We start from the raw sequence: 19,017 nt of genomic DNA, 5'->3' as shown, positions 1-19,017 counted from the left end.
CCACTAAATACATGATGCCGACCAGTCAAACCGAGACGCTCGACCAGTATTACCAACAAGTTAACGACATTATCCTCAAACGCCAGGATTGGATCAGCGGCCTGCTACCCGCCAGTACCGCCGTCACCACCCACGGCAATTACACCGACGCCTGGGTGCGGGACAATGTCTACAGCATTTTGGCGGCCTGGGGCCTGGGGCTGGCGTACCGCAAAGTAGAGGGACAGCAGGAGCGCACCTATTTACTGGAACAAAGCGTCGTCAAACTGATGCGCGGCCTGCTGACAGCGATGATGCGGCAAGCGGCAAAAGTGGAAAAATTCAAGCACAGCCAAGACCCCCTGGACGCGCTGCATGCCAAATATAAAACCACCAGCGGCGAAGTCGTGGTGGGCGACAGCGAATGGGGCCATTTACAGCTCGACGCCACGTCCTTGTTCTTATTGATGCTGGCGCAAATGACCGCCTCCGGCTTGCGGATTGTGTTCAGCATCGACGAAGTCAATTTCGTACAAAACCTGGTGCATTATGTCAGCCGGGCGTATCGCACCCCGGATTACGGCATCTGGGAGCGCGGCAATAAGATGAATCACGGCTTGGCGGAATTGAACGCCAGCTCGATAGGCATGGCCAAAGCGGCGCTGGAAGCCATGTCCGGCTGCAATTTGTTCGGTAAGGATGGCGGCCAAACCGCCATTATTCACGTGATCAGCGACGACATCGCCCGCACCCGGATTACTCTGGAAGCCCTGCTACCGCGCGAGTCTATCTCCAAGGAAGTCGATTCGGCGGTGCTCAGCGTCACCGGCTTTCCGGCCTTCGCGGTGGACAACAAAGCGCTGCGGGAAAAGACCGAAAACCTGATCGTCGAAAAATTGCAAGGCCGCTACGGCTGCAAACGCTTCCTGCTGGACGGCCACCAAACCGTTATCGAAGATCATCAGCGTCTGCATTACGAACCCAATGAGTTGAAACAATTCATGGACATAGAATGCGAATGGCCGCTGTTTTTCTGCTACTTATTACTGAATAAACTGTTTGCCGGCGATACGGAAGGGGTTGGTGACTATCGCCGCCGCCTGGAAGACTTGCTGGTCGAGCAAAACGGCCAGTGGTTGCTGCCGGAACTTTACATCGTGCCGGAAAGCGCCATCGCCGCGGAAAAACGCCATCCGCATAGCCAGACTCGCGTCGCCAACGAAAACGTACCGCTGGTCTGGGCACAGAGCCTCTATATCCTGGGAGGCTTGCTGCAAGACGGCTTGATCGACGTGGACGACATCGACCCACAGGGGCGTTACAAAGCCACCCGCCTGCATCCCGACTCCACGCTGCAGATTGCCTTGCTGGCCGAAGACGAACAGGTGCAAAGCGAACTGCGTGAGCGCGGCATTCCTTCCCAAACCCTGACCGAGATTGCGCCGATTCAAGTCCGCGACGCCAGCGAATTGGCCGACGCCTACACCCAAGTCGGCCGCAACGACCGCATTGGCCTCAGCGGTAGGCCGTTACGACAATTGCGCACCCTGGCCACCTCCAAGCTCTATGTATTGGCCGGCGAGCCTTTATTGTTTTTACCGCAATTTATGAACCAAAAAGGTTTCTACATTGCGATGGACAACCAATTGCTGATTCAGCGCCTGCGCATGGAACTGGCCTATATCATTCGCCATTGGGACAATCCGGCCCAGCCTTTGCTGGTGATCAACATCAAGCACAACATGCTGGGCAACGAAGACCGGCAGGTGTTGCTGGGTTTTATCGAACAACTCAGTCAAGGCAATGTGCAAGGCACGCCGGTAAAGCTGGGGCTGTTGACCGATTTTGTGAAAACCTCCAGCCGCGAAAAAATCGGCTATCTGCACGACTTTAGCTTTTCCGAAGCCAGCTGGGAAGAAGTCGAACGGCCGTTCGCCAATTCGCTGGCTTATGACGGCCAAGCCCCGCAAACATTGGACAGTTTCGTGTTGACCGAATGGGAAATCGGTGACGACGGCCAATTGCTTGCACAGCTGCAAAACAACCCTAACCTACATGCACAATTGGAAGCGCTGGCCTTGCTCTACCAACGGCACGGGATAGACCACGACACCGGCTTACGCAGCGACGACGGTGCGCCTGGCCGGGTACGAGATTTGTTGGAGGAAGTTTATGTACGGGCTGGCGACCGTCACGAATGGTATATCGTGCGCCGCTGCGCCGGCTTATTGGGTAAATACGACATCAATCTGGAGCAGGCCACCACGGAAATATTAGTCCGCCAACACGGATTGACCGTGGGTCGTGCATACAGCGGCAAAGCCACCTTGCGTAGACCCACCGACTCCTGGCAAATCCTCGCCACTATCCGGAACTTCAACCCCAACGACAATAGTCAACAAATCATCATCCAGGAGTTGATTATCTACTTGGGTATGCTAATCAAGTTAAAACCGGAATTGTTCGCCGATATGCACACCATTCGGGTCGGTCACATCCTGCAATTGATCATCGCCAGGCAAAAGCGCCTGAACAGCACCTCGCTGGATCAGGCTTTTAGCGACATTTTGTCTCTGCCGCCGCATCAAGTGGCGGACTTACTGCAAGAAACCCTGGAAGATTACAACAATAGCGAAAACCAACTCGGCCAAGTCGAAACCCTGAACTGCGAAGGCCCGCACCGCGACCTGGCGGCCGCACGCTTTCCGGAATCGATGAATCCAAAAGACCGCGGCGACGCCGACGATTGGTATGCCTGGCGCGAGCAGCAAGGCAGCGTCGGCCGCGAAAACGAGGTGTTTTTCGCCGGGGTCTGGGACTTATTGCATCATTGCAAAGGCTTGATGGTCGGTGAAAAATACAATAGCAACCGCCGTATCGACAGCGAAATTATGCTGGCGCAAATGACCGCCGGCGAGCAAAGCTTTAGGCTGCATATCAACCATATTTTGAATAAAATTCAGGCGCCGGTATATCGACAATTAAGCGTAGAAGCCCTGCGCGCGTTGGCGTCCATCGTCCGCGACTATCCGGATCTGTACATCGACGACACCTTGGTGACGGATATTTTAATCGGCCATGCGGTCAGAATCAGCTGGTTGCAACAGCACCCGCAATACCGCGACCATTACGAAGAATGCGTATCGCTGGCCTGGCAAGCGTTTTACCAACTGCCACCGCATGCACTAGCCAACGCGATACTCGATGCCTTGATTCACCTCGTCAACAACGCCACTCCAACCTCATGAGGACGCATATGATTCTAGCCGGCGACATTGGCGGAACCAAAACGGTTCTGGCTTTACTCGACAGACAAGCCGACGGCACGCTGAGCTGTTTGCAAGAACAAACCTTTGCCAGCGGCGAGTTTCAGACCTTTGAGGAAATTCTGGATTTGTTTCTGAGCGATAGTCCGGCGGTGACATCGGCCTGTTTCGGCATCGCCGGCCCAGTTGTGAAGCAACGCTGCCAAACCACCAATCTGCCCTGGCTGCTGGATGGAGAACAACTCAAAGCCCGACTGGGCACCGACCGCGTTAAATTGCTGAACGATCTGGAAGCCATGGCAATCGGCATGCTGCACCTGCAGGAACAGGACTTCATCGAACTGAATCCCGACGCCGAGCGGCAAACCGGCAATATTGCCGTAATCGCCGCCGGCACCGGCTTGGGCGAAGCCATGTTGCATTGGGACGGCGAACAGTATCATCCGATTGCCACCGAGGGCGGTCACTGCGATTTTGCCCCGCAAAACCCGCAACAAGACCAACTGCTGAGCTACCTGCGCGGCCGTTATCCGGCTCATGTTAGCTGCGAGCGAGTGTTGTCCGGTATCGGCTTCAGTAATATCTACGATTTTCTGGCGCACATCCGCTTCGCACCGCCCTGTCCGGCAGTACCGGTTGCGGCCGAAGCCCGTGGCGTTGACCGCAATGCACTGATTTCGCGCTTGGGCGTGGACGGCGAAGATCCCTTGTGCCGGGAAACCGTGCGCTTGTTTGCGGAACTTTACGGCGCGGAAGCGGGTAACTTGGCTTTAAAAGCGTTCGCTACCGGCGGCGTATTCATCGGTGGTGGTATAGGTCCCAAAATCAGATCGGTTTTGGAGTCTGGCGAATTTATCCAGGCTTTTGTCGCCAAAGGCCGATTTCAACCCATGCTCGCCAAATTATCGGTGAAGCTGGCTTTGAACCCGCGCACGCCCTTGCTGGGGGCGATGCATTACTTTGCCGGTCAATAAGCATTTCGTATTGACAGATATAAAAAGGTACGGCACTGTCGGAATCGGCTAGGCTTATAAAACAACCTTTTAAATAAGCCTTTGCTAAAGTTACGTGCTCGCACGTGCAGCCGAGTCATGGTCCAATCCAAGCAGAAACAAGCCAGTTTGCAAAAATCGCTATCAATCCTTCAAGCCGCGCTCGACTCCAGCACCGACGCTATATTGGTAGTCGATCTGTTCGGCAAAATCGCCACCTTCAATCCTCAATTCATGCGAATTTGGGGCATACCGGCAGGCTCTTTAAAGATCGGTGACGATGAAAAATCGCTGAGTTATGCCCTGAAACTCCTAAAAGATCGAACCGCCTTCCTAAACAGAATCGAAGAGATTTATAAATACCCCAAGCAACGCTACGCCTGCGAACTGGAATTTAAGGACGGCCGCTTTATCGAAAGCTATTGCCAACCACAATATCTGGACGGGCAACCGGCTGGCCGGGTCTGGAGTTTTCGGGACATCACCGAGCAAAAAACTTCGCGCAGGCGTTTAGCCCAATTGAGCTTTGGTATGGATCAAATGCATGACAGCGCTTATTTGATTGCCGAGAATGCCAGCTTCATCTATGTCAACAACCAATCCTGCAAGGCTTTGGGCTATAGCCATCAAGAGCTGTTGCGGTTGAGCGTATTCGATGTAGACCCTTGCTTTCCACGCCAAGTTTGGGCCGCGCATTGGGCGGAGCTGAAAATTAAGCGTTCGAACAAGTTGGAAACCATCCACAAAACCAAGGATGGCAGGCTATTTCCGGTAGAAGTGGTGGCCAATTATTTCGAATACGCCAACGTCGGCTATAACTTGGCTATTGCTCGGGACATTAGCGAGCGTAAACGCATCGAAGAAGCCCTGCAACAGGCCGCGCTGATTTATCAAAACAGCAGTGAAGCGATGTTGTTGGCAGACTCGGACGATCGCATCCTGACAGTCAACGCGGCGTTCACCACCATTACCGGCTACCAATCCGATGAAGTTGTTGGCAAACACATAGGCACTCTAAACAGCAGCAGCCACAGCGAGGCCATGTGGCAAGCCATTCAAAGCAATGGCAGTTGGCAGGGCGAAATCTGGGACAAGCGTAAGAACGGCGAGTTATATGCCAAGTGGTTAACCGTCAATACCATCTTCGATGCTCAGCAGACCATGCAACGCCGGGTGGCATTGTTTTCCGATATTACCGAAAAGAAAAAAACCGAAGGCGTGATCTGGCAACAAGCCAATTTCGACCCATTAACCCAATTGCCGAATCGGCGCATGTTTTACGACCGGTTGGGCCAGGACATCAAAAAAGCCCACCGGGAGCATAAGCGTCTGGCCCTGTTGTTTATCGATCTGGACTTATTTAAGGAAGTGAACGATACCCTTGGACACGACATGGGTGACGAGTTACTGCAAATCGCCGCCCAGCGCATTTTGGCCAGCGTGCGGGAAACCGATACCGTGGCTCGTCTGGGCGGGGACGAGTTTACTGTGATCCTGAGCGATGTCGGCGACCCTGGCAACGCCGAGCGTATAGCCGGCAACCTGTTGCACAAAATGACCGAATGTTTTCAGCTGGGTAACGAAATTGCTTATATTTCCACCAGTATCGGCATCGCTTTTTACCCGGACGACGCCGATAACCTGAAATCTTTGTTAAAGCATGCGGACCAGGCAATGTATGCCGCCAAGCGCCAGGGTCGGAATCAGTATTGTTTCTTCATCCCGACTATGCAGGAATCCGCGCAGACACGGCTGCGGCTGAGCAACGATCTAAGACAGGCTCTGGCCGGGCAGCAGTTTTATTTGTGTTACCAACCCATCGTCGAGCTGGCCACCAATACCGTGCATAAAGCCGAAGCGCTAATTCGTTGGCAACATCCGACGCGCGGCCTGATCAGCCCTGCGGATTTTATTCCGATTGCCGAAGAAACCGGTTTGATCTGCAGTATAGGCAATTGGATTTTTCAGGAAGCCGCCGAGCAAACCTGCCGCTGGCGCCAATCGATACACGAGAAATTCCAGATCAGCATTAATAAGTCGCCGGTACAGTTCCGTAACGAACGCGATAGCCATCGCGATTGGCTGAATCGATTGGAGGCACTAAGCCTCTCCGGACAAAGCGTAGTCATCGAAATTACCGAAGGCCTACTTCTGGATGCCAATAGCAGTGTCGCCGAGCAACTGCTCTCATTCCGCGACGCCGGCATTCAGGTGTCGCTGGATGATTTCGGCACCGGCTATTCGTCGCTGTCATATTTGAAAAAATTCGACATCGACTACCTGAAGATCGATCAGAGTTTCGTCCGCAATCTGGCGATTGGTTCCGACGACATGGCCTTATGCGAGGCAATCATCGTGATGGCTCACAAACTGGGAATAAAAGTGATTGCCGAAGGCATAGAAACCTCAAGCCAACGGGATTTGCTTACTGCTGCAGGTTGCGATTTCGGACAAGGCTATTTGTTCGCAAAGCCATTACCGGCTCAGGAATTTGAGAAATTGTTTGCCGATTGTAAGCTTTGAAAAATCGACAGCTGAGGAAATAAGGAAAACATGCCAAGTAGGCATAAGCATCGAAAAGAATTTAGTTGGGAGCCACCGAGAAAACACGTCTTCCGGTGGCAGCCGTTAATCAATCCTGACTGAATTGATTAGATGCGTCCTTAGTGAGCGGCGCTATAAACTTTCATCATTTCTTTGTAAAGGTCCAGTGTCGCTTTCAAGCTGGCTACGGCGTTGGCATCGCCTTTTTCAATCTCATCGCGGGCAACTTTCAATTTGTCACCGGCTCTTTGACGCAAACGCTCGGTTTGCTCATAACGGAACTCTTTTTGCAGCTGGCGAACGTCACCCAGAGCTTTCAAAGCTTCGTCTTTATCGCCTTTGTCCAACAAACTAACTGCTTCTTCTACTTTGGCAACAGTAGCTTCACCAGCTGCGCGAACTTTAGCGTCGCCAGCACTGTTTGCATTAGCGGATGTGGAAACCAATGCTGCGGCAATCACCAAAAATGAAGCCAAGGTTTTTTTTACTGTGTTCATACAAATCCTATCAATTGATATTTAAGTGTTTTTTTATTACCACATTAAAATTACAAAATTATGACTGTATATTTTAATCCGGTTGCTTGCTCAAAGCTTTTTCATCCTACCATAGAATCTGAAAATAGCAGCAAAACAGGGAAAAAATAGCTTAATTACCACAAGCGTTAAAAGGGATAAATTATTGCGTCACCAGCCCAACTATATGCTTGATAAAGCCGCTTTCATTGACGAAAGTAATATCGTACATTTTGGTCAACCCCAACACCTGCTCATCACTAACGCCCAACACCAGTAACAAGAAGTTTTCCTTCTCGATATCCAACCTGCGCCGCATTTTGCTGTACTTTTCGATGAAGGAACGAAACTCTCCGGATTTACATTCTATAAATACCGGTATACGCCCGTTAATTAGAAAAAACACATCCACTTCATATTTATCTTCATTGGCAAACTGAATATTAAAACTCCTTAAACAGGAGAAAAGCCCCTTGCTTTCAAAGAAATGTTTTAGCAGTTTCATAAACACATACCATTCCAACCATTCGCCGTTAAAAAAACCGACGATGGCCGACATACTTTGTAAAGTCAAATGCACTCTTTTTTCGTTCTTATTATAAAAATACTTGGCAACAAACGAAAACTCATACAGGTTTTTACAAAAGCTAGTAATGGTTTTAATTTCCTTTTGACTGTAATCGTTTAAATTCAAGACTACGGATGCGTAGTTATTTCTCTGGGCTTTTCTAATTTTATCCAACACATCCTGTAAAGCGGGAAAGTTATCACCCAGCTCTACAGCCACTTCATCATAAAAACCTTGTGTATCCAAGGCATTATGATTCACTTCAACCTGAATGTTTTTACGCTCAAACCAGCTAATTATGGGTTTATACTGCATGCTGTTAGTCATCACTGCAGTATTATGCAAATCTATTTCTTCACCTTTAAGCAAGCGAATATCTGATCGTGCCACTTCCGCCACGGGATTACCCGCCTGCTCTAACTCCCGATATTTGCCCAATAATACGCCGTATTTATCGATCAGTTTCTTCACAAAAACCACGGTATCGTGAATTGCCGATGCTTGCTCGCAAACCGGACATTTAACGGTTTTTCCCACATGCTCATTCGGCACTTCGCGTAAATATGAACAATTGTTACAGCGCAAAATTGCCATAAAGCTTCCTTGAGTGTTTGTTACGGTAATTGTTTTACTTGGCTGGAATAAGATTAACCACCTAAGCGGCTCACAATAAAGCAGACGTGTATCAAATCCTGTTTCAGGAGCGGATCGTTTCTTATCAATCGCGACTGAAACGGCCTCCACTGCAAAACGCTTATCTCGTCGCTCTCACTCGGAACTATATATGTCGATGATAAATCCGCCCTGAACAGCACAGACAACGCGTGCAGCTATGTCACAAATCACCCCATCCTTCCTGCAATTGTAGACATGCCTGCACAGACCTCAACACGAAAATGCTACAAAAATCCCCATCCAATTGATATTAAACAAAAAATCATAGACAAGCCGTTTATTTTGAATCTGGATCAAAATTTGCTGTGGAATTAAAAACGGCTGCACAGGCCTTATCCCGCACTTTCGATCACAGGTGATTTATGAGCAAAATCGGCATTTTTTTCGGAACGGATACCGGCAGCACCCGGCTAGTGGCAAAAAAGATTTTCAGTCTGTTGGGCGAAGAGTTGGCTGACAAACCCAAAAATATCAACAGAGTCAAACCCGAAGAACTACTGCAATACGACGCGCTGATATTGGGCACCCCCAGCTATGGCATTGGCGACTTGCCGGGCCTGGGAGCCGGGTGCCAGGAACGTAGCTGGCAGGAGTTTGTGCCTTCCCTACACGGCGCCGATCTTTCAGGCAAACGCATCGCACTATTCGGCTTAGGCCATCAAGAACGTTATGCCTCGCGTTTCGCCAGTTCCTTGATTCAGCTTTACCGGATATTCTACGACTACGGCGCCGAAATGATCGGCCGCTGGAGCACGGAAGGCTACACCTTCGAACATTCCGACTCGGTGATCGACGACCAATTCGTCGGCCTGGTGCTGGATCAACGCGGCCAACCGCATTTGACCGACGAGCGCATCAGGGTCTGGCTGGCGCAAGTTACGCCGCAGTTACTGCCGGTATTGGCGGAGGCCGCCTAGATGGTCGCCTCATCCTTAGCGGAACAGGACGCCCTGGATCTAACGCCGCTTGCCGACTGCTCAAACTGCGCTTACCGGGATACATTACTGGCCATCGGCACCTGCAAACCGGGTGATCGCTGCGTGGTGGCGGAAAGCGGCCGGCAAATCGACCGATTTTTTAAAGCCCATCCGGTTTACGCGTTAAATTACACCCAAGACCCTTTTTGGGAACGACGCGCGATTGCGGCCCAGTATTTACCGACCAATCATTTACGGCCCTTGCTGACCGACCCCGACGAAGCCGTACGCAGAGTTCTGGCTTATAGGGTACCCCTGGACTGGCTATTGGAATTAAGCAAGGACAGCGACAGAGAAGTTAGGGTAACCGTGGCCGACCGCCTGCCGGAAGCCCAGCTAGAATTGATGGCCAACGATCCGGATTACTTGGTACGTGCTTATGTCGCCAAACGCTTACCCAAGGGCCGCTTGTTCCGTTTGGTCGCCGACTCGGACACTGAAGTGCGCCGTACCGTCGCGGAACGCATACCCAGTGTAAGCTTGGGGCTGATGGCCAACGATCAAGAAGTGAACATTCGCCGTATCGTCGCGCAACGTATGGAGGTAGACGATCTGGCCATGATGAGCGCAGATGAAGACTGGACTGTGCGCTACGAAGTGGCGTTGCGCGCCGAGCCGGAACTGCTCAAACAAATGCTCGATGACGCCGACGAAGAAGTCAGCCTAACCGCGCGGCAGCGCTTGGACGCTTTAGCGATGGAGGCCACGCATGCTGCAGCCTGAACACATCGTTGGCCTCACCTATGCGGACCGTTTGCGGATGGCGACCGAATCTCGGCACCAAGCGCTCCGGCAGAGCTTGGGCTCGGACTTGGCAGCCCTGACCTCCTTAATGGGCCCGATGAGCGACGGCCCGGAATGGCCGGCCGGTGCAGCGTGGCTGGCCGCGCGTCACGGCCTAAACGCCTGCGTGATATCCGATGGCTTATCCGACCCCTGGGTGGAGCGCGACAGACCGGAAACCGGCCTGGGCCTGGAAGTGTTTATAGAAAGCCCGGATTCCGGCGCCGCCGATAATGCACCGCCGGCCAAATTCGCCGACACCTGGTTATTTCCACTGACCGCCGAAGTCAGCCATACGCTAGCCGGCTTTCCGCGTTTGAGCGAACGACTATTGAACGGCGAATTGCTATCGATGGAATTCGCTATCGATCACATCAAGGACGGCCGCGGTCAAATCGGCGCCTTATTGGGTGCTAACAGCGAACCCGCCAAAACTTTAACACTGGCAGGTGGCGAGATAAAGCTGATTGCTATCACCTTGCTGACCGGCGCCGAATTAAGGTATCTGCGCGGCAAAGGCGAACTGGCCCGTCACGAATTAGCCGACAAACTGAAGACAGCCGGCGTCGGCCATCTGTCCTTACTCCACCGACCCTCGCTGGTCTAAACCACCCTACTCGCATGACTATTACTCCCGAAATCGACGCCTGGCTACTGGAAAACGGCTTTCAACTGGGGCTCAATCCGCACGGCAAACATCCATTAATCCTGGCTGCGCAACAAGGCCGGGCCGACGTACTGAGCTATCTGTTAAAACAAGGTGCCGATTTAACGGCACTGGACGCCTACGGCAACAACGCGCTTTGGGCCGCTTGTTATGCGGAGGCTAGCGACTGCATCGGCTTGTTGCTAAAAGCGGGTATCGATATTAACTATCAAAACCCGAGCGGTGCCAGTGCGTTGACCTATGCCTCATCCAGCGGCAGACATGCGACGGTAAAACAATTACTGGAAGCCGGTGCGAATCCGCTACTCAGTACACAGGACGATTTCAGCGCGCTGGATTTGGCCGCCAATCGCCAATGCTTGCAACTGTTACGCACTGCCGTAAAAGCTTTGCAAGCTTAACTCAACACGTTATCACCTAAATTGCACCCTCTCCCTTGCGGCGAGGGCGTATCGAAATCGCATGCGTCATAGAAGCATTGTCTGCAGACCGCCAACTCAAACCCCGCGACCGACCAGCCCGCCTATTGCCGCAATCCCGGCACGGGCATAGAATGCCGCCTTCCCTAACATACTCAGAGGACGCACCATGTCAGACTCGTATTGGTTTAGAACCGGCGAAGCCACCGTATTTTCCAGCGACGGCCAGGGCACCGACGCCATGCCGGAAATTCTGATCGGCGACGTCAAAGGCCCTGCCGGTCACGCTTTCGCCAACCTGATGGGCCAAACCGCCGGCCACACTCGCATGTTCGCGATCCGCGCCACCAACCAACAAGTGCGTCCGGCCACCATCATGGTGCCTAAAGTCACTATCAAATCTTCGGCTTACGTTAACTTGTTGGGCGGCCCGGTACAGTCTGCGGTAGCCGACGCGGTGATCGATAGCGTCGCCGATGGCGTTATTCCCCGCCTGCAAGCCAATGAGTTGTGCATCATTGCCATGATCTGGATAGATCCCTCCTGCGCGAACAACCCGGAACTAGACCGCAAGGACTTGTACCGCACCAACTACGAAGCCATGAAACTGGCTATTTCCAGAGCAATGAGCAACTCGCCGAGCATCGACGAACTAATCGCCAACCGCCACAAAATCTTCCACGAAATGTACGACCCGGAGACGGGCGAGTCGCAGTGGTAAGCGTTTAAACTTGCCGTAAGTCAAGTTGCCGTTTGCCTTGACAACTTGACTTTGCCAGCTAAAAATCTGAATACCCCCCAAAAAACTCGTTATCAGCAGCAGATTACCCAGGCACATAACAGGCAGCCATGTAAGGCCAACTAGTGCTTGCTTGCAGCCGCAATCAAGCCGATCAATTGTTGAATCAAAGCTCCCCTAGCGCTGGTCTTGCGCCAAACCAAACCTATGGTCCGGCCAGGCGCCGGCGCCGCGAACGGTAGATAGCGTATGCCCGGCTCATCGCGCACCGCAATGCGCGGCATGAAAGTGATGCCAGTTCCGGCAAGCACCATTTGCCTGAGGGTTTCCAGACTGGTGGCGCGCACATCTTGTTCTTCCTCGGCGCCGACCGTTTGACAGATTTGCAAGGCATGGCCGCGCAGGCAATGGCCTTCGTCCAACAATAATAAATGTTCGCCATTCAGGTCGTGCTGTTCGATTTGCGGCTTGGCCGCCAACGGATGAGTGTCGGCGACCGCCAGTAAAAACTCATCGTCGAACAAGACCCGACTTTCCAGAAAATCCTCGTAAATCGGCATGGCCAGCAAGGCGCAATCCATCTGCCCGCTTCTAAGTTGTTGTAACAATTGCTCGGTTTTTTCCTCGACCAGAATTAGCCGAATGCGCGGTAAGTCCCTTTTGATCAACGGCACCAATTGCGGAAACAGATACGTCGCCAGGGTCGGAAACGCACCAAAACGCAGGTTGCCGGCCAGCGGATCCTGGGCAGTAGCCGCCATTTCCTTGATATTGTCTTGCTCCTTCAAGATGCGCCTTGCCGAAGCCACAATCTGCTCGCCCAACTCGGTGGGCAGCACCTTTTTGTTGGTGCGCTCGAAAATCTGGATACCTAACTCGTCTTCCAATTTCTTGATTTGGGTACTTAAAGTCGGCTGGCTGATACAGCAACGGTCAGCTGCTTGCACGAAACTACGTAGGTCGGCAACGGCGATTAGGTAATGCAGATCTCGCAGATTCATAATCACCCCATAAATAGTCAATAGCTATCGTTAAAATAAAAACAATCGATTATACATTAATTACTGCTGCCGATATTCTGTGTCCGTGCCAGCCGATCAGGCCGGCCACTCTCACCCAAAACCAGAATAAGGACACAGTCATGAACGCATCATCTTCCATCAAAAACATCGGATTGAGCATTGCCATCAGCTTGATTTTAAACGCGGCGCAAGCCGACGATAACACACTGACCCGCGCCACCGGCGCGCCGGTCGGCGACAATCAAAACTCGCAAACCGCAGGACCCTTGGGACCGACCTTATTGCAGGACCATCATTTAATCGAAAAACTCGCGCACTTCGACCGCGAGCGGATTCCGGAGCGAGTGGTGCATGCGCGTGGCACCGGCGCCTTTGGTGTTTTTAAGGCCACTGCTGACTTGACCGACCTGACTCATGCCGCGCCATTCCAGGATGAGGGCAAAGAAACGCCGGTATTCGTGCGCTTCTCGTCGGTAATTCACGGTAACCATTCGCCGGAAACTTTGCGAGATCCGCGCGGCTTTGCCGTCAAATTTTATACCGAGCAAGGCAATTGGGATTTGGTCGGCAACAATTTCCCGGTGTTCTTCATCCGCGACGCGATGAAATTTCCGGATATGGTGCATTCCTTAAAACCTGATCCGAAAACCAATATTCAGGACGCGGCGCGAATAATGGACTTTTTCTCGCATGTACCGGAAAGCACGCAGATGTTGACTTTGCTGTATTCGCCATTGGGCATTCCGACCAATTACCGGGAAATGAACGGCTCCGGCGTGCACGCCTTTAAGTTCGTCAACGCGGCCTGCCAACAACATTACGTGAAATTTACCTGGAAGTCCCGGCAAGGCAATCATGGCTTGACTCGCGCGCAAGCCGCCGAAATCCAGGCCAGCAATTTCAATCATATGACTGACGACTTGTACAAACATATCGCTGACGGTGATTACCCGGTTTGGGATTTGTATGTGCAAGTGCTCGATCCGGCACAAGTCGATAGCTTTGATTTCAATCCACTGGATACCACCAAAACCTGGCCGGAAGACTTGATCCCGGCACAAAAAGTTGGCGAACTAACCTTGAACCGAGTGCCGGACAACTTCTTCCAGGCCACCGAACAAGCCGCATTCGCGCCTAGTAACATGATTCCCGGCATCGAGCCATCCGAAGATAGGATGCTGCAAGGCCGTTTATTCTCATATGCCGATACCCAGCGCTATCGTTTGGGCATCAACCACTTTAGCCTGCCGATCAACGCGCCGAAAACCGCTGTGCACTCCTATAACCAGAATGGCGCCGGCTACTCGGCGCCCAAATCCGCTTCGGTTAACTACCAACCCAGCGAAGCTACCGGCAGTTATGTGGATAACGTCAGCTACAAGGCCTGCCCAACTCCATTGCAAGGCAGCACTCAACAAATACCGTTTCAGAAAACCCAAAATTTCCAGCAGGCGGGCGAGTTGTACCGCTCATTTTCCGTAGCGGATCAAACCGAATTGGTTGCCGCTTTTGCTGGGGATTTGAAAACGGTCAGTAATGAAAGCGTCCGTAACACCGTCGTCAGCTATCTGTACAAAGCCGACACGGAATACGGCACACGGGTCGCCAAACTCGCCGGCGCAGATTTAGCGCAAGTCAAAACCTTGGCTGCAGGTTATACCGACTAATTGGTCGCGCGAGTAGCAGCGCAAAACCTTGCGTTTCTACTCGCGCGCCCCTATGAAAACGTGGAGAACATCATGAACAAAAACCTTAAAACCTTCGCCGGCATTGTCTTAGCCTTAACGTTTAATTTCGCCCATGCTGCCGACATTTTCGATCTGGCCCGCAACGGCAGCGCCAAGGCAATTACTGAATATGTCAAACAAGGCGGCGAGGTGAATGTCGCCAACGAAGACGGTTACACGCCTTTAATTTTAGCCGCCTATCACGGTCGGCTCACGGCGGTGCAAGCCTTGCATGTTGCCGGCGCCCTAGCCTGCAGCGAGGACAGCAAAGGCAACAACGCCTTGATGGGCGTGGCATTCAAAGGCGATATGCCCACCGCGCGCTGGTTTTTGGACAACGGCGGCTGCGATGTCAATCACCAAAACCGGGCCGGACAAACCGCTTTGATGATGGCATCGTTATTCGGCCGCGAGGCGATTATTCAATTGCTGATGAAACACGGTGCTCGCGCGGATATACAAGACCTGCAAGGCAATAGTGCCGCCAGTTTGGCGCAAGCGCAAGGTTTGAGCCGGGTGGTAAGCATCATCAAACAGCTGGCAAGTTTGCGTTGAACCACGGGAAAAGCTTGAACTATGCGCTTGTAATGGCATTAATCCGGATGCCTTCAAAATAACGCCGATACCAACAATGTTGAAAACCGCACAGCGCAGGCTTAATCCGAAAAAGCTATTACTCAGTAAATGGACCGCAATCGCGCCACAACATAAGGAAAAACACTTTCTAGTTAGCAAACTACTGTTTCCGGAACACCCGGAACTTCCGCTGGAATTAATCGAATTAGAGGCGGTTTTTAGCCGTCGCACCCAGACCATTCCCTGGCGAGAACTTACCGATACCAGCCGCTGGCTGCAAGGCTGGTTATAAGCGCCGGCATTTAGACTGACAAAAGCTCACCTCGGCCTTTAGCGACCTGATAATAAAATTTTCCGATTTATTGGCTGCCAGCACAATCGGAATATACTGAGCATATTGGATCGACATATTTCCACAGCCCGCTCGACTTTCCCACAAAATCTGTGGATAACTCTGTTAACAACCCGTTAAAAGCCGCGCTAAGTTGTTGCTGTGCTTACAGTGGTGTTAAATTGTCCAAAATTTATACAATTTTCTTTTCTTTATACAAACCGGTGCCTCGACCGGTCTCAGCAAAGGATCACAGATGATAGATTGGAACCACACCTATGCCGCTATCTGGCGCCAACGCCAGGAGTTTCTGCGCCCCGTTCGGCAAATCGATCCGATTCGATTGGATCAACTGCTGGGCATAGAGCCGCAAAAGCAGCAAATGATCGACAATACCCAACGCTTTCTAGCCGGGCTGCCGGCCAATAACGCCTTGCTATGGGGGGCGCGCGGGACCGGTAAATCCTCGCTGGTGAAAGCCTTATTGAACGAGTATTTGCACGAAGGCTTAAGAATTATCGAAGTAGATAAACAAGATTTGCTGTATTTGCCGGAAATCGTCGACGACATCCGCGAACACAACCAACGTTTCATTATCTATTGCGACGACTTATCCTTCGAAAACGGCGACGCTTTATACAAACCGCTGAAGAGCGTTTTGGAAGGCTCCATCGAACTACCGCCGGAGAACGTGTTGTTTTACGCCACCTCCAATCGCCGCCATCTGCTGCCGGAGCATATGCGCGACAATTTGGACACTTTGCTGATAGACGGCGAGGTGCATTATTCCGACACCATCGAGGAAAAAATCTCGCTGTCCGACCGTTTCGGTTTACGTCTGGCGTTTTATCCGCAACATACCCAGACTTATCTGGATATTATCGATAGCTATTTCGTCGATCACCCCGGCAACCGGGAGACTTTACACAAGGCCGCGCTGGACTTCGCCCATCAGAATGCCGCGAAAAACGGCCGAACCGCGAAACAATTTTTTAACGCTTTCAGTAACGATGAGCGTACCGAGCAATGGTAAGGACTATTTCAAGTCTTCGTCATCAAGAATAATCGAACCATCCTGCGCCCAATTGACCTTAGTAATACCCGGCTCCTCGGCTTCCAGCGCCTTGATGATCGCTTCTTTTTCATCAAGGAGCTTTTGCTGGGCGCGCACTTGATCAGCCAAGGCCCGGTTTTCCATCAGCATGCGTTTGTGGGCCAAACCGTTTTCCACGACATTGACGATTTCCAGATTGCTCCAGGGCTTGTTGATAAAACGATACACTTGCGCTTCATTGATGGCATGCTGCGCGCCTTCCAGGTCGGCGAACCCCGTCAACACGATGCGTATCGCGTCCGGCTGCATGCGCTTGAACAAAATCAAAAAGTCGATACCGTTAATACCCGGCATCCGGTAGTCGGAAATCACCAGATCGAAGCTATGTTCCTTGGCTAACAATAAAGCTTCCTCGCCATTAATAGCGGTGACAGGCTCGTATTGTTTCAGCAAACGCGTTAGCGCTTTCAGCACGTTTGGCTCGTCGTCGACGATCAGTATTTTAATGTCTGCCTGGTTCATGGTTTTGCCATAACAATGGTCTATTCATTACATAGTCTGGCACGTAAAGCCCCTTCTGCAAATTTGGTTTTATAAACGCCAAGTAGCGCCGGACTATTCGGAACTACTCAAGTTCGGTGCTTGTATCGGCAGCCAAACTCGAAACCGGCTGCCCTGACCGAGTTCGCTAGCCACTTCGATTCTGCCGCCGTGTTTGCGAACGATGTTTTGCGAAATCGACAGCCCCAAGCCGGTGCCCTTGCCCACCGGTTTAGTGGTAAAGAACGGTTCAAACAAACGCGACAGGTTTTCCGGGGCAATACCTTTGCCGTTATCGCTGATTTCCACCCAAACCTCCTGCTCAGTGCAACCGGTGCGAATATGAATATCGCCCTTGGTCTCGATAGCGTGCGCAGCATTGATCAGCAAATTCATAAACACCTGATTTAATTGCGAGAGAATGCAAGAAATCTGCGGAATCTCGCCGTATTGCCTGTGTACGGTGCAATGGTATTTCAGCTCGTTACTGATAATATTCAACGTGGAATCCAGACCTTTATGTAAATCGCCCAACTCCCAATCGTTTTTGTCGACATGCGCAAAATCCTTCAAATCCTGAATAATATCGCGCACCCGCGACAAACCTTCCCTGGACTCGGCGATTAATTCCGGAATATCGCCGCGTAAATAGTCGAGCTGCTTGGTTTGTTTTAGCTCGCGTAAGTTTTGCTGAGTTTCAATCGAAATGGGGTTTTCGTTTAAAGCCGCGCCCCAGGCATCCAGCACGCAAAAAATATCGCGCAAATAGCCGCTCAGGGTATTCAGATTGGAATTAACAAAACCAATGGGATTATTAATTTCGTGAGCGATGCCGGCCGCCAGTTGCCCTATCGCCGCCAATTTTTCCGATTGCAATAATTGCAAATGCACAGCCTGATTTTCCAGATACCGACGTTGCACCTCAGTTTCCAAATAAGCATTTTGGTCTTTCAACCAATCGCGGGCATTCTTCAACTCCAGCTGGGTTTTGATTCTGGCTAATAGAATGGATAAATGGCAAGGCTTGTAAATGTAATCCACTGCGCCCAGCAACAAGCCACGTTCTTCCTCAAGATCGGAGCTCAGGGCGGTGACAAATATCACCGGAATATCGAGGGTATTCGGATCGGCTTTTAAATGACCGATAACTTGATAGCCATCCATGCCAGGCATCATCACGTCCAACAAGATCAAATCCGGCTTGGGCCTGCTGCCAGCTAACTGCAAAGCCCGCTCGCCGTTGGTAGCCACCAAAACCTGATAGTGCGGAGTGAGAAACTGCCCGAAAATCGACAGATTGATAGACTCGTCATCCACTAACAAAATGGTAGCCTGGTGCTCGGCCGATTGTTTGTCGAGTTCCATCCAATTCCTGTCTAATTCGGAAAAACCATAAATACCGGAAAACCCAGCGCCTCGAGAAATGGCGAACCCAAGCTTGATCCGGCGCTCCAGAACGAAGATAACAAACTTTAAGCGCGGGCGCATGGCCTGTAACTCCGCCAGACTTGATCCTGCGCGCTTAGGCCAAACTTTGCTTCCGCAAACGTAAGAATAGTTTATGCCGCGACACTGCACCCAACAAAGTGCCAATAATTTTGGCGATGTAATCCCAAGTGCGAATCTTAAGATACACACTAAAA

17 protein-coding genes are annotated in these 19,017 nt (G+C 51.6%); 12 read left to right on the top strand and 5 right to left on the bottom strand.

Translation table 11 applies throughout. From position 1 onward, the window contains the following. Positions 1-11 precede the first annotated feature (11 nt). The 3 genes from EBA_RS02085 to EBA_RS02075 all read left to right on the top strand — a co-directional run bounded on the left by EBA_RS02085 (position 12) and on the right by EBA_RS02075 (position 6,760). On the top strand, positions 12-3,227 hold the full coding sequence (locus tag EBA_RS02085; RefSeq protein ID WP_192372769.1) for a glycoside hydrolase family 15 protein: 3,216 nt from the start codon (positions 12-14) through the stop codon (positions 3,225-3,227). An 8-nt stretch (positions 3,228-3,235) separates the two neighbouring features. Next, positions 3,236-4,219 carry a glucokinase gene (gene glk, locus EBA_RS02080; protein WP_192372767.1) on the top strand — a complete coding sequence of 328 codons (984 nt, stop codon included), beginning with the start codon at positions 3,236-3,238 and terminating at the stop codon, positions 4,217-4,219. Positions 4,220-4,336: 117 nt separating this feature from the next. Beyond that, positions 4,337-6,760 carry a sensor domain-containing protein gene (locus EBA_RS02075; protein WP_192372765.1) on the top strand — a complete coding sequence of 808 codons (2,424 nt, stop codon included), beginning with the start codon at positions 4,337-4,339 and terminating at the stop codon, positions 6,758-6,760. A 140-nt stretch (positions 6,761-6,900) separates the two neighbouring features. On the opposite strand, the gene EBA_RS02070 is transcribed toward EBA_RS02075, so the two are convergent. Both EBA_RS02070 and EBA_RS02065 read right to left on the bottom strand, forming a co-directional pair. Beyond that, a complete protein-coding gene (locus EBA_RS02070) occupies positions 6,901-7,278 on the bottom strand; it encodes a hypothetical protein (RefSeq protein ID WP_192372763.1) in 378 nt (125 codons plus the stop codon). A 181-nt stretch (positions 7,279-7,459) separates the two neighbouring features. Beyond that, positions 7,460-8,608: a hypothetical protein gene (locus tag EBA_RS02065; protein WP_229427819.1), complete on the bottom strand. Its 1,149-nt coding sequence runs from the start codon at positions 8,606-8,608 to the stop codon at positions 7,460-7,462. A gap of 293 nt (positions 8,609-8,901) precedes the next feature. Between EBA_RS02065 and EBA_RS02060 the strand changes: the two genes are divergently transcribed. The 5 genes from EBA_RS02060 to fae all read left to right on the top strand — a co-directional run bounded on the left by EBA_RS02060 (position 8,902) and on the right by fae (position 12,106). Further along, positions 8,902-9,456, top strand: a complete 555-nt coding sequence (locus tag EBA_RS02060; protein ID WP_192372761.1) for a flavodoxin — start codon at positions 8,902-8,904, stop codon at positions 9,454-9,456. Beyond that, a complete protein-coding gene (locus EBA_RS02055; protein ID WP_192372759.1) occupies positions 9,457-10,239 on the top strand; it encodes a 4Fe4S-binding leucine-rich repeat protein in 783 nt (260 codons plus the stop codon). It abuts the gene before it with no gap. Next, the gene (locus tag EBA_RS02050) at positions 10,226-10,906 is read left to right on the top strand and encodes a hypothetical protein (RefSeq protein ID WP_192372757.1); all 681 of its coding nucleotides are present in this window, start codon (positions 10,226-10,228) and stop codon (positions 10,904-10,906) included. The genes EBA_RS02055 and EBA_RS02050 overlap by 14 nt, the downstream gene beginning before the upstream one ends. A gap of 14 nt (positions 10,907-10,920) precedes the next feature. Next, complete coding sequence (locus EBA_RS02045) at positions 10,921-11,367, top strand: ankyrin repeat domain-containing protein (protein WP_192372755.1); 447 nt, start codon at positions 10,921-10,923, stop codon at positions 11,365-11,367. A gap of 187 nt (positions 11,368-11,554) precedes the next feature. Continuing rightward, positions 11,555-12,106, top strand: a complete 552-nt coding sequence (gene fae, locus EBA_RS02040) for a formaldehyde-activating enzyme (RefSeq protein WP_192372753.1) — start codon at positions 11,555-11,557, stop codon at positions 12,104-12,106. Positions 12,107-12,246: 140 nt separating this feature from the next. Here fae and EBA_RS02035 read toward each other — a convergent pair whose 3' ends face one another. Continuing rightward, positions 12,247-13,125, bottom strand: a complete 879-nt coding sequence (locus EBA_RS02035; RefSeq protein WP_192372751.1) for a LysR substrate-binding domain-containing protein — start codon at positions 13,123-13,125, stop codon at positions 12,247-12,249. A 140-nt stretch (positions 13,126-13,265) separates the two neighbouring features. Here EBA_RS02035 and EBA_RS02030 point away from each other — a divergent pair, with 140 nt between their 5' ends. The 4 genes from EBA_RS02030 to EBA_RS02015 all read left to right on the top strand — a co-directional run bounded on the left by EBA_RS02030 (position 13,266) and on the right by EBA_RS02015 (position 16,813). Next, on the top strand, positions 13,266-14,813 hold the full coding sequence (locus EBA_RS02030) for a catalase (RefSeq protein ID WP_192372749.1): 1,548 nt from the start codon (positions 13,266-13,268) through the stop codon (positions 14,811-14,813). Positions 14,814-14,885: 72 nt separating this feature from the next. After that, entirely contained in the window at positions 14,886-15,428 is a 543-nt protein-coding gene (locus EBA_RS02025; protein ID WP_192372747.1) for an ankyrin repeat domain-containing protein, read from the top strand. Between the two features lie 76 nt (positions 15,429-15,504). After that, positions 15,505-15,741 (top strand): TIGR02450 family Trp-rich protein, encoded by a 237-nt coding sequence (locus EBA_RS02020; RefSeq protein WP_192372745.1) that lies wholly within the window; start codon positions 15,505-15,507, stop codon positions 15,739-15,741. A gap of 295 nt (positions 15,742-16,036) precedes the next feature. Further along, positions 16,037-16,813 (top strand): ATP-binding protein, encoded by a 777-nt coding sequence (locus EBA_RS02015; RefSeq protein WP_192372743.1) that lies wholly within the window; start codon positions 16,037-16,039, stop codon positions 16,811-16,813. Positions 16,814-16,816: 3 nt separating this feature from the next. Here EBA_RS02015 and EBA_RS02010 read toward each other — a convergent pair whose 3' ends face one another. Together EBA_RS02010 and EBA_RS02005 are read right to left on the bottom strand one after the other, a co-directional pair. After that, positions 16,817-17,356, bottom strand: coding sequence for a response regulator (locus EBA_RS02010; RefSeq protein WP_192372741.1), 540 nt, complete (start codon positions 17,354-17,356; stop codon positions 16,817-16,819). Between the two features lie 93 nt (positions 17,357-17,449). Then, positions 17,450-18,862 carry an ATP-binding protein gene (locus EBA_RS02005; RefSeq protein ID WP_225615858.1) on the bottom strand — a complete coding sequence of 471 codons (1,413 nt, stop codon included), beginning with the start codon at positions 18,860-18,862 and terminating at the stop codon, positions 17,450-17,452. Between the last annotated feature and the right edge of the window lie 155 nt (positions 18,863-19,017).

The organism is Methylomonas albis (assembly GCF_014850955.1).
Taxonomy (GTDB): Bacteria; Pseudomonadota; Gammaproteobacteria; order Methylococcales; family Methylomonadaceae; genus Methylomonas; species Methylomonas albis.
This window is presented reverse-complemented; position numbering and strand designations above follow the sequence as displayed.